The 12,033-nt window shown below is 39.4% G+C and carries 8 protein-coding genes; 3 read left to right on the forward strand and 5 right to left on the reverse strand.

Annotated features, from left to right (window positions below):
- Positions 1-261: 261 nt before the first annotated feature.
- From H6G26_RS25545 to H6G26_RS25565, 5 genes are all read right to left on the reverse strand, one after another.
- Positions 262-1,590, reverse strand: coding sequence for an ATP-grasp domain-containing protein (locus tag H6G26_RS25545; RefSeq protein ID WP_190732427.1), 1,329 nt, complete (start codon positions 1,588-1,590; stop codon positions 262-264).
- A 123-nt stretch (positions 1,591-1,713) separates the two neighbouring features.
- Positions 1,714-3,093, reverse strand: coding sequence for an ATP-grasp enzyme (locus H6G26_RS25550; protein ID WP_190732429.1), 1,380 nt, complete (start codon positions 3,091-3,093; stop codon positions 1,714-1,716).
- 334 nt (positions 3,094-3,427) lie between these two features.
- Positions 3,428-4,456: a D-alanine--D-alanine ligase gene (locus H6G26_RS25555; RefSeq protein WP_190732431.1), complete on the reverse strand. Its 1,029-nt coding sequence runs from the start codon at positions 4,454-4,456 to the stop codon at positions 3,428-3,430.
- A gap of 150 nt (positions 4,457-4,606) precedes the next feature.
- A complete protein-coding gene (locus tag H6G26_RS25560) occupies positions 4,607-5,440 on the reverse strand; it encodes a class I SAM-dependent methyltransferase (RefSeq protein WP_190732433.1) in 834 nt (277 codons plus the stop codon).
- 4 nt (positions 5,441-5,444) lie between these two features.
- Positions 5,445-6,674: a sedoheptulose 7-phosphate cyclase gene (locus H6G26_RS25565; RefSeq protein WP_190732436.1), complete on the reverse strand. Its 1,230-nt coding sequence runs from the start codon at positions 6,672-6,674 to the stop codon at positions 5,445-5,447.
- Positions 6,675-8,582: 1,908 nt separating this feature from the next.
- On the opposite strand from H6G26_RS25565, the gene H6G26_RS25570 reads away from it, so the two are divergent.
- The 3 genes from H6G26_RS25570 (at position 8,583) to H6G26_RS25580 (ending at position 11,944) form a co-directional block, all read left to right on the forward strand.
- Positions 8,583-9,074: a hypothetical protein gene (locus H6G26_RS25570; RefSeq protein ID WP_190732437.1), complete on the forward strand. Its 492-nt coding sequence runs from the start codon at positions 8,583-8,585 to the stop codon at positions 9,072-9,074.
- A gap of 769 nt (positions 9,075-9,843) precedes the next feature.
- Positions 9,844-9,987: a hypothetical protein gene (locus H6G26_RS25575; protein ID WP_190732439.1), complete on the forward strand. Its 144-nt coding sequence runs from the start codon at positions 9,844-9,846 to the stop codon at positions 9,985-9,987.
- Between the two features lie 808 nt (positions 9,988-10,795).
- The gene (locus H6G26_RS25580) at positions 10,796-11,944 is read left to right on the forward strand and encodes a response regulator (protein ID WP_190732441.1); all 1,149 of its coding nucleotides are present in this window, start codon (positions 10,796-10,798) and stop codon (positions 11,942-11,944) included.
- Positions 11,945-12,033 lie beyond the last annotated feature (89 nt).

Consider the following 12,033-nt stretch of genomic DNA (forward strand, 5'->3'; position numbering starts at 1 on the left):
CCGATCTACAGGGTTTTAACCCCGTGACAAAACTTTTCGCCTTCAAAGGCGAGGTTTTAGACCCGATTGTTTTGATAATTAAAAATTAAAGAATTATTTTTAATTTTACATTTTTAATTTTTAATTCCCAAAGGGTGGGGGCTTGTACCCCAAATTAATTAATTAAAAATTATTATTCTTCTCAATTTTTAATTTTTAATTTTTAACTTTTAATTAAAAAAAGGTCAACTGCCCCACCGACTTTTACAATGCGGATTGGTATCAATCTATAAGTTCGCCCATATTAAAATCTATTCTTATCCAACCTTTGAGTCTTCGTAAATTGTCGAGAATGAGTAAGGGAATCTGCCAGTGATGTACCATCAGGAAGGGTAAGGGATCACTCACCTCAAAAATTGCTTCTTTCCCCCGCCTGATGTTTCTTACCCAGGTTTGCAGTTGCTTAAACGATCTAATCTCATTCAGCCGCCAAACTTCGTGGTATAGCCAATAGGTTGGCTTACTATCACTAAGAGGGTGCAAAGATTCAGCCAGAGGCTCTTTACCAAGATAGGCATCCGCTACTCCTGGATGATTGTAAAACATAGTAATGGCGGAGTGAGTACGGGGGTTACACTCAATTGCGTAAACAGTTCCGTCTTCTGCCTGGATGAAGTCAAAGGAAAGTTGCCCGGTTTTTCCCAGTTCTTTGGTAAAATGACTCGCCCATTGCATAATTTCTCGCTGATCAACGTTTTCGTAGTTGACTTGAAAGGCGGATGACTCACAGCAGCAGTACATTCTTGACTCTCCATCTCGCGCGGTAGTGTGAGTGCAGTATTCCTTTCCAGGGATGAATTCCTGCATAATCCAGGGGTTCTCCTCACTGATGGGCAGACTCTTGACAAATGCTGCTGTTTCTGATTTTGTATCGCAAGGTAGCTTGGTGAGATTCAAGCGACGCACTTGATCGTAGGGGATGCTTTTAAGAATGTATTTGCGCTTCTCCTTTGAAAAGTCGAAGTTGAGGACTTGTTCGGGATCGGTAATTTTGAAGGATTTGGGGACAGATAAACCGAACGATCGCGCTGTTTCGGAAAAGGCAAATTTGTCATCCAGGATCTTCGTGACATCACCATCGAAGTGGAAAAACTCTACAGAGTCTGGTAATGGTGACTTGCCTTGATCAAAGTGGATGACGGAAAAAATGGCTACCGGGATAAAAAAGTCGATCTTTTCTGTTTTAGCGATCGCATGTAGGGTTTCAATGTAGCCTTCTAAGTCTTTGCTGGGATCGGGAACAGTATAAAAACCTGCAACTGAGTTGGAATATTTATTACCACTTGACCAGAATTTCTCAATGTCAATTATAATAACCCGATGTCCAGCAGCATGAAATGATCGCGCTAGCTGAAGAGTTTTAGTCATTCTAGCGCCAGCAATCAAGATATTTTTAGAATTGGGGTTGACAACAATTGACTTACTGAATGGTTGCCTAAGAAAGTTCCACAGTAGCGATGTTAAGACGACAATACAGTTTAAGGGAAATGCCAGTGCTAGTAATACAAGAGTGCCCAAGTTTTGGAACACTACAAAAATATTCTTTCTCATAGTTATAATTGTGACATCAAAGATTGTATTTTTTCTCGTCAAATATTTTTAAACAATTGCAACTGCTTTAACGAGCTAGTTTGATTAAGTCTCTATTCGTGTTCAAGCCAATAACCGGGCTTACTATAACTTAGGGGTTGCAGAGGTATTGCCATATTTTATGTCTTCTCCAAACTGTATGAGTTTGCCGATGTTGAAATCAATCCTCACCCAAGTTCGTAAGGAGCGTAAACTATCGAGTAATAGCAAAGGAATGTGCCAATGATGTACCATTAAAAACGGTAGTGGGTCGTTAACTTCAAAGATTGCATCCTTCCCTCGCCAAATATTTTTAAACCACTTTTGTAACTGCTTTAACGATCTAATTTCATTAAGTCTCCAAAGTTCGTGATAAAGCCAATAAGTAGGCTTACTATCACTCAGGGGTTGCAGAGGTTCAGCCGGAGGCTTTTTATTAAGATAGGCATCCGCTAAACCAGGATGGTTGTAATACATTGTAATTGCAGAGTGAGCGCGAGCGTTGCACTCGATCGCATAAATCGCCCCATCTTCCGCCTGAATGAAGTCAAAACAAAGTTGTCCAGTCAGTTGTAGTTCTTTGACAAAATGACTCACCCACTCTTTAATTTCTGGGTGTTCAAAGTTTTCGTAATTGACTTGAAAAGCAGATGATTTACAGCAGCAATGTACCGTTAATGCACCATTTCTCACTGTATCGTGAGTACAGTATTCTGTACCGGGAATAAACTCTTGCAATATCCAAGGGTTATCTTTACTAATTGGCTTACTTTTAACATGAAGCGCCATTTTTTCGTAAGACTCCATTGGTAGCTTAGTCAAATCCAAGCGTAAAACAGAGTCATAGACAATACTTTTGAGAATGTACTTGCGCTTTTCGTTGGCAAAGTCGAATTTAAGAACTTGTTCGGAATCTGTAATTAGGAAGGTTTTCGGGACAGATAACGACAGTGAGCGGGCAATTTCTGCAAAGGTAAACTTGTTATCCAGCATCTTCATGGTATCAGCATCGAAGTGGAAATTCTCGCAATAGCCTGATAACACTGGTTTGCGCTCGGAGTCAAAGTAGCTGGCAGCAAAAATACCTACTGGGACGAAAAAATCTATGTTTTCTTTTTTAGCGATCGCACGCACCGCTTGAGTATAACCTTCTAAGTCTTCTTGCGAGTCAGGAACTGTGTAAAAGGCAGCCACAGAGTTAGAAAATCGATAACCACTGAACCAGTATTTGTCGAGATCAAATAAAATGACTCGATGCCCAGCAGCGTGAAACGATCGTGCTAGCTGAAGGGTTTTGGTCATTCTACCACCACCGATCAAGATATTTTTAGGATTTTCGTTCGATACCACTTGTTTGGCATACGATCTGCTGAAAAAATTCCACAGCAGCGATGCAAGTACGACGGTACAGTTAAAGGGAAATGCGATCGCTAGTAATGCAAGTGTGCCCAAGTTTTGGAATATGGCAAAAATCTGCTCCCTCATAGTTGTAATTGTGACATGATATATGCTTAATTAACTCAATAAAATTCTTCAAGAGGGGCGAATAATCACTGAGATGGGAAATAAACTGCTAATGGCTTCTTTCCGCATCGTCTCTATTTTTTTTGCTAAATGTAGAATATTTATTCTTTATTTTTTAGATAGAGATTGCCTTGAGTACAAATAGGTGTTGCATACGCACTTGAAGTCATTAGATTTTTAGGCGATCGCTCTATTTTGTAGCAAGGGTGTATATTAGAGTTCTATTACTTGTCGCTAGCGAAGACCTTGTGCTATTCCAAGTCAGAAGAAAGCGAAAAAGGTGATTTGCCGGTCATCAAATCTTGCCCAACGCTTCATTGATCGCCGTCATAAATAACTCATTTAAAGGAATTCCCGCGGCTTTCGCCGTATGGGTAATCACACTTTTGTGGGCAAAAATACAATACAACCCGGCTTCTAAGAACCAAGGTTCTCCCTTTGGGTCGATGCGGAAGTCAAATAAACTATAATGGCGACAGCCCAAAGCCAAATGACACTTCTTCGCTTCTTGCTGAACCTTTTGGGTGATGGGGTCATTAGGATCTACAATCCAGTACTTGACATTATCTTTAGCGGTTAAACGCAAGTTGCCATCATCCGGTTTTGGGAATTTCTCAGTATAGCTGCGGATGGGTTTCTCGTGAGGGTCTACCAGATACTCTTGAAGGGGTAAAGCGACTAGATCCCCATCTTTGACAATGATGCCGCATCTGACTTCTCGACCTGGTTCAATAAATTCTTCTACGATGACCTCCGAAGCATGTTCAAATGCTTTCTTCAGGGCAACGTCATAGTCAGTAACCTCTTTAACTAACGACACCCCTAAAGAGTTGTCGGCAGTTGCGGGTTTGACGACTGCGGGAGGTTTAATTGTCGGCACGTCTCCTTGGCGAAGCAGTTCTCCAAAAGGCACTTTGACCCCTGCTGCTGCGACAATTGCTTTGGTTCTGGCTTTGTGGGCCGTTATTGCCATGACATCCGGAGTATTGCCTATGTAAGGGATCTTAAGCAGGTCGAATAGTGCGCGGTAGTGAGTCACTCCAGGGATACAAAACATTTGTGGCAACATAAGGTCAATGTTTTGCGCTGTTATAAACTGTATAGCGTCTAACAGAGGCATGGGTTTGGCGACAGCAATATCTTCTGGACTGAGGGAGCAAGGAAATCGCCACTGCTGATCAGGTGTGATGTATGCAATCTGAAAGTCATAAAGCGATGGATTTGCTGTCTCTACCAGACAGATTTGGGCATATTTGCGTGACAACTCACAGTAAAAATCATTGTATGCAGACCCAACTAAATGAAGGATGCGAAGTACTGGCATGATTCATATTCCTAAATACCGTTGTATTTTATACAACAACTGCGATCGCAAAAAAATAGCTTGAGGGGAGATGAGGAAGCAAGCGAAAAATTATTCTTTTGAAGTCTAAGCCTTGGCTTAGACTTCTCTGCTCATCTCCTCATCTCTCGATTAGACAACGCGTCTAATCAGGGTTATACCATCTCGGATGGGTAACAGAACTTGCTCTACACGAGGATCGGCGGCGACAATACGGTTGAACTGAGCGATCGCTTCACCGTTGGCGGTACGCTGTTCAGGTGGTAGGTAAACTTGTCCCTGCAACAAAGTGTTATCCACACAGATTAAGCCGTCGGGAGCCAGTAAGTTACTATCCAAAATGGTCTGGAAGTACAATACATACTCTTTTTTATCCGCATCAATGAAGATCAGATCAAATACTTCTTTTCTGGCAGCCAGCTTGTAGAGTGTCTCTAGGGCTGGTGCTACTTCCACAACGATTTTGTCGCCGTGGGGAGACTCACTAAAGCAACGAACAGCAAATTGAGCAACATAGGGATCTACTTCGCAACCTATAAGTTGCCCATCACTTGGTAATGCTTCTGCCATTGCTAAGGCTGAATACCCTGTGAACATTCCTACTTCTAGAATGCGCTTTGCCTTAGTCATGTGAACAAACATTTTCAATGTCTGTCCTTCAAGATGTCCTGAGAGCATCTCCTGCTCTAGTTGACGCACTGTTTCACCATCACTGAAGCGCTTGCTCCAGTCTTCAATGCTTGTTTTTTGCGCCAATGCTGTCAATGCGCTCGATTCCGGGGTGGTGTAATCATCCAAGTAGGGATCTAAACCCGCCGCTAATTGAACTCCCTGCCGCAAAGAATTTAATATCTCTACAGGAATGTTGTTCTCTTCTGCTAATTTGAGGGTTTGCTGTAGCTGGGCTAATAAAATACTGTGTGGCGTTATCGGCCTAGCTGTTTCTCGTCCTAAAACACTCGTCATATTTTCACACCCCAACTAGCTTGGCTTCTTGACTTTCAATGTATGCGTCAACACCTTTTCCGCCACGAGGGTATTTAGCACAAAGACGTTTGTGTTCAGCTAGCGCAGCATCAAGTTCTTCACGAGTCAGATCGTTGGCAAAGAAGCACTCACCAATCGGACAAGGCATGGCTGCGCGTTGTTTGCCATCTCGTGTCAAGCTAATAGACTGGGTAGCATCCCAGAGCAAATCTCCATCTAGTAGAGGGTGATCGAGTGATAAACCGATACGACTCATCAAGTCTAGAATGCGATCGCGCTCTCCTGTTGGAATATAGCCCCGTTGTGCTGCAATGGTTGCAGACAAAGCCATATCTATATTGACCGCATGACCATGATATAGGGGTATCTGAGGTGCTAATTCTAGGGTAGGACTCCAAGTGTGACCATAGGCGATGACGCGATCGAGGTCTATTTCATGCAAGTTAGGAGTCTCTAACTCCAACATGGTTTTGATTGCTTCATAGTTGACTTTATGGGCAATCTCTTTAATTTCCGGTGTAGCATTCACATGTCCAAAGTGAGTGGAAAGCAGTTCTTCGCCATATTCGTATAGCAGTTCAAAGACTTCGGAGTTAGAAACTACAGCAATTTTCACCAACTCTGCCATCCCATTACGAACTTGAGACGTTGGCAAGGTTTTCAAAAATGAGAAATCCAGGATCACTTTCAAAGGTGCATGATATGCTCCCAAGCGATTTTTCAACTTGCGGTGATTAACTGCTACCTTAATCGCTACACCTGCATCAATTAAACCAATCAACGTGGTAGGAATGCGGATATAGTTGCTCTTGCGACGGTAAGAAGCGCAAGCAAACCCAGCCACATCAGTAACGAGACCACCACCGACAACCAAGACTGGTTCTTTACGAACTAAGCCAAAATCCGAAAAAGCGTCAACAATTTTTTCAAACGTTGCCAGGGTTTTAGCTGGCTCTGTAATCATGATCGGAAATACTGTCAGTTCAATGTCATAGTGTCTAAAATATGACCTGATCTGATCGCCATAAAGTTCATGGACATTGGCATCAATTACAGTCAGACAGCGACCAAATTTTGCATAGCTATCTGCTATTTCTCTGTTTTCAATATCAAATGCACCGTTCACATAGACAAGACTAAAATCGATTTTTTCATAACCTTGCACGTGAAACGCAGCTTCGGTAGCTTCAAAGGATGCTTGAACTTTATTCATGTGTGTTGACCTTGTTCCAGTTAAAAAATTGTGAGATTTCGGTAATAATTCCGATTTACCCTAATGTATGCCAGCAAGAAATAATGATCTTTATCGTTTGAGATTAAAGACATGACTAAAAGAGCTTTCAAGAAAAAAGCTTACTTATATTTCTGACTGGCAATGTTATTAAACAACACCATTCATTGGAGTAAATTCTGTAGGTGGGCTAGTCTCTAATTTAAGATAGCCTCTAAACTGGTCAACTAGTCCCACTAGCAAGATTTTGCCATAATACTTGCATTCTTTCTTTCGGGATTATTGGCTTTACTGAGAGGAAAATTTATCTTAATTGAGATTTATTCCACTATGTTTGTTTAATTTTTAGTGGCTTTCCAACTGTACGATTCCGCAAAAATTCTAGCTGAGAAAACTGATGGTATCGTTTATCCCCAAGCTTAAATTTGAGATTAGAACCCTGATTAATCGTTATTTCGCTGTTTTTTAGCATTAGTATCAAACCTTATATCGCTAAACTCGCTATATTTTATTTGCTTCAGAATAACAGTGGACTTTTAGGAAGTTTGTTTGAATTTTTATTAACTCCACTATATTTGTCTCTAGCAACTTTTCAATCATTAGACTTTGCAAAAATACTATCCTAGTAAACTATTCATATTGTCTATTTCCAGGCTGACATTTGAGATTATGGGCATGATTAATTATCAGCTAACTGTTTTTTAGCATTAGTCTCAAACCATAAAATGGTTAAAAACAAATATGACTTACTACACTCTATTCAGAGTGGCAGTAAAACTCTTTTTTCATTCAATCAAGTTACTCCTCAGTATTCAACGTGCCTACCTCGGTAACTCCTAAAAATTCAGAATTTAAAAATATCTGAGTTATTAGTAACAAAACTTTAACTTTATTTAAGGAACGGTTGTGTTTTATAAGTTTCTAAGTTTGCTTGAATTGCCTTTAAAGTTCTAAATTAAGTTATTTGAGCCTAATCTAGCAAATAATCTCCCCTTTAGTAAATTAAAATTACAACACAAATCATAACATTAGAACAATAAAAATCATAACATATGTAAATACATTTAAGTCAATCCACCATACGAAGTGCACTGGATAACAATACTTTTTTAAGAAAGTATGTCTAAAGATAGATATTATATACAGAAAATGTAATTAACTTGTTTGAACGTGATATGATTAAAAATTTATTTGAAAATTAATCTTGTTTATAATCAAAATCTCTACTACACTGGCTCTTGAGCAAATAATAAGATCAAAGACAACTTGGTAAGCTAATCGTCATTTAAATTGCACCATTTTCATGGTAATAAAGCTGCAAACCCTCTCCCTTGCTCCCCGCCCCCTGCGATCTCAATGTGCAAATATAAATGCTTAACAGCTTATTACTCATGTCTGCGTATAAAACAGACAGTGTTCAGTAAACCATAAACTTTTATAAACCAGCATGAGAAGGCAGGAGGTAGCTATGCTGGAGGCTCAGTTGGTAAACCCCATAAATTTAGGGGTTTTAAACAATTAGTTGACATATATTGAAATTTTCTCATCGGCTTACTGAAGCCACAGTGGATGTTTCAGAATGCAGAAGGCTGTAACAAATTAAGGATTTTGGCAATCTGTATCTGTATCAATTTAAACTTCAACCTATAATTCATCATTCTAGTTGGCGCGATCGCTTAATTACTTTCGATATAAAAAATTGAGTATTTCTAACAAGCAAAATTTATTTAAATTACTTTTAAAAAATCTTAATATTTCTCAATCTAGGTTAAAAAGTATTGAGATTAAATTAAGAATTAAGAGCGATCGCTTTGTAAAGGTTAGTTGATATTTCTTGTCAAACTGCTGGTGAAGTTACAAACTAAGAAATACAACACACGCAATTATTTTATGACTGCTATTTCTAGCCTTGAATTCAAACGACCAATTTGGCAAACCGCTATCATCTTGACTTTGGGCTTTTGGCTCAGTGCTAGTTTAGTTTTAGACTGGGTAATTATGCCTAGCCTTTATCTTTCCGGCATGATGAGCCAAGCTGGTTTTACGACAGCAGGCTATACGATTTTTTGGAATTTCAATCGGATGGAATTATTATCTGCTGCTGTGGTTCTAACTGGTGTACTAGCTTTGAGCAAAACCCGATATCACTGGCGGATTGGCAGTATTGTTTTATCAGTATTGCTGCTAACAATAGCTATGCTTGACACCTATTTCTTAACTCCGCAGATGTGCGCTATAGGAGTTCAACTCAACTTATTTGAAGCTGCTACTGCTATTCCATCGACAATGAATTTACTACACAGCAGTTATTGGGTACTGGAAATAGTTAAGCTGGTGGCTGGTGGCACACTTTTAAACTGGTGCTGGCGGGAGCAATTTTAAGTAGATGGAGAAGTATAACGGTGAGAATGTCCACTTTTAAATCTCACGTCAAAGACGCAAAGAATTTCTTTGCGTCTTTTTGCTACATATAGGTTATGGGTTGATAAATGCGATGTCTACAGTGGTTACTGAGCTTTGCCGTATCCCTACAGGGAAGCTACGCGCAGCCTCTGTCTGCGACACGCTGTGCGTTTGCGTAGCATTCCGCAGGGAACGTACAGAAGTGCAGACTACGCTTAGGCGAACAATGTTGTATTTATCAAAAAAGCTTCATGTTCAAAACCTCGCCCGCAAGTGGCGCGTTCGCGGTAGCGTCATTGCGAATTGCGAATTGCGAATTAATTGTATTTGTGATTTTTAAAACTTGAGATTTTTCGGGCAGATTGATACTATAAAATGATTCACTTCTTTTTAAGTGTAATTCAAAAATATACCAAATTATCTTTTACTGTACATTATCAGCCTTTCCGGATATCCGATCAAATAAATACTGAAAGATAATATTAATTAGTTTTCATGTTTCCTTTACTGATTTATCATGAAGTTTATATGTTTTTGCTAACTTTGTTTGAAAATTATAGTAATCTGAATTTTAGTGGTTACTTACTTGTTATCTACCATCTAGCTGAAAAGAGCTATTTTGCAGGTATGTATTACCAATCAAGAATTTCGCTGTAAGTTCTTGAATTTGTCACTCCAAATTGTGCAGGATGACTATTTAGCTCCACACAGCAGCTCCACACAGCATTAGAACCCGTTTCCAGTAATTATGAAGAGATTCCATTCTGCTGATATCGTCGCCTGTGCATCTCACCACACACCATCATGGCGGCAATTACCAGCTAACTCATCCTTGGTCGGAGGTTACCATTCTTCTTGTGCAAGTGAAAATTTTGCTCAATCCCAACTCTAAGAATTGATCTATAATCACAAACCTAAGTAAGGCATTGATTTTTTGATGCTTAGTGTCTAATAATACTTACTTTCTTTAAGAAGTTCTTATCCAGAATAAACTTTTGGAAAAGTACCCGACAATTTTCGTCATGGCTACAAAAAACTGACTTTTCGCGCTATATGAAAATATCAACGTGAAACCAAACTCCTAGCCCGCAGCACTTCTACCTCTCAAAAGCACGAGAAAGGAATGGAAGTGAGGTTTTCCAGATAAGAATAAAAAGTCAGCTATAAAAACATAGTCCGTCAGTACGGACTTAATGCTCAAAAGCCTTGAGGGGAGAGGTATTTCGGTCTACGTCACAATAGATTTTAGTCGTTTTTGACTTTAGCATCAGGCGCAAAACAACTAGGCAAGAAAACTAAAGTATCTACAATTTTAGGCTGCTAAATACGGATAACGATGATCTTTTTGTGACTGATGGGCGAGAGCCAATGGTCTGTGCCTAGCACTTGAGTTACTGTTAGATTAGCTAGATTAGCGAAAGATACAGAAAACCAATCTAATTTTTGAAATACTATATCCTGACAAACAGTTGGGCAATTTTGCTATTGGGCAAGAACATGGATTGGTTTAGTTGTAATTGGTGCTTTATAGCTTAACAGAGATTGGTGAATTAAGAGTTGGGGGGTGGGAATCTCTGTACTAACTCAAATGTGACCGTTATATTTATCTGAATAGTACTTTCAACAAAGTCGTAGTGAATTCTGAAAAGATAATTCACTAATTTTACCTACAAAGTTAATTTTATTTCAGAGCCATCCGAATGAAGACACTTCCGATTAGTAGATACAGATTTTTCCAAAAGCTCCAGCCTTTATCTCTGTTGAAAAAAATCACTGGTAAGTCGGTCACGGGTTGTTTGCAGGTGTTTAGCAAATCAGGCTCTTGGTCAATATATGTGGATGAGGGGAAACTAATTTATGCCTGCTACTCAGAGAAAATGTTTGAGCCGCTTTACAGAAATTTGCAACGCTTGAGTCAGCAAATTTCCACCATCCCTCACGGAATCCACGAGCAGTTGCGGGCGATATTTGAAACTGGTATTGAAAATCAGGCAATACCGAACCCAGATTATCTGGCTATTTGTTGGCTAGTCAATCAGAAATATATCAGTCCATCTCAAGCGGCGATACTGATAGAGCAATTGGCGCTAGAAATCCTAGAGTCATTTCTGAACTTAGACGAGGGGAGTTATGAATTTATTCCTGAAAGCTTTCTGGATGATATGCCAAAGTTTTGTCATCTGAATCTCCGCTTACTAGTTGAACGATGTCAAACACCCCAAAGCGTTGGCGTTCGCGTTGGCGTATCTGAAAAAGAAGCCTCTGTCTGCGACACGCTGCGCGAACGTAGAGAAGCAGCTTATCGTCAGACATCAAGAACTTCTCAATCGCACCCCTCACAATTGTTCAAAATAAATGAGCTGAAACCTAATGCCAAAACTACATCGAAGTCGTCTATAACAAACGGTTATAAACCACCAGTTTACTCTCTTAATACTAATGAACATAGAGGTCAGCGAATCACCCAATCTCCTGTTGACAAAAAAATCTACACAATCTTTTGCATTGATGATAGCCCGACGGTATTGGATACTATTAAGAGTTATCTGGATGAACAAACATTTTCTTTTGTGGGAGTCACCGATTCTTTAAAAGCTTTAATGCAGATTGTTCATACTAAACCCGACATCATTTTGTTGGATATCTCAATGCCTAATTTAGATGGATACGAACTTTGCTCTTTGCTGCGTAAACACTCAAATTTTAAAAATACGCCTGTGATTATGGTGTCAGGAAAAGTAGGATTTCTAGATAGAGCGAAAGCTAAGATAGTAAGAGCATCAGGCTATTTAACTAAGCCTTTTACTCAAGGAGATTTACTAAAAGTAATCTTTCAACATATTGTTTAATTTCCTAATATAAGAAATAACTCCACAAAAGTCAACATATTTTTTGGAAATTTTAGGTTGAGTATTACCTAGATGGTTACAATTTTAGT

This window comes from Nostoc sp. FACHB-888 (assembly GCF_014696655.1).
Classification (GTDB): domain Bacteria; phylum Cyanobacteriota; class Cyanobacteriia; order Cyanobacteriales; family Nostocaceae; genus Nostoc.

Excerpts from the sequence above, each read along its gene's own strand:
- H6G26_RS25545 (WP_190732427.1), bottom strand. The coding sequence starts at position 1,590 with ATGAGAAAGAATATTTTTGTAGTGTTCCAAAACTTGGGCACTCTTGTA.
- H6G26_RS25550 (WP_190732429.1), bottom strand. The coding sequence starts at position 3,093 with ATGAGGGAGCAGATTTTTGCCATATTCCAAAACTTGGGCACACTTGCA.
- H6G26_RS25555 (WP_190732431.1), bottom strand. The coding sequence starts at position 4,456 with ATGCCAGTACTTCGCATCCTTCATTTAGTTGGGTCTGCATACAATGAT.
- H6G26_RS25560 (WP_190732433.1), bottom strand. The coding sequence starts at position 5,440 with ATGACGAGTGTTTTAGGACGAGAAACAGCTAGGCCGATAACGCCACAC.
- H6G26_RS25565 (WP_190732436.1), bottom strand. The coding sequence starts at position 6,674 with ATGAATAAAGTTCAAGCATCCTTTGAAGCTACCGAAGCTGCGTTTCAC.
- H6G26_RS25570 (WP_190732437.1), top strand. The coding sequence starts at position 8,583 with ATGACTGCTATTTCTAGCCTTGAATTCAAACGACCAATTTGGCAAACC.
- H6G26_RS25575 (WP_190732439.1), top strand. The coding sequence starts at position 9,844 with ATGAAGAGATTCCATTCTGCTGATATCGTCGCCTGTGCATCTCACCAC.
- H6G26_RS25580 (WP_190732441.1), top strand. The coding sequence starts at position 10,796 with ATGAAGACACTTCCGATTAGTAGATACAGATTTTTCCAAAAGCTCCAG.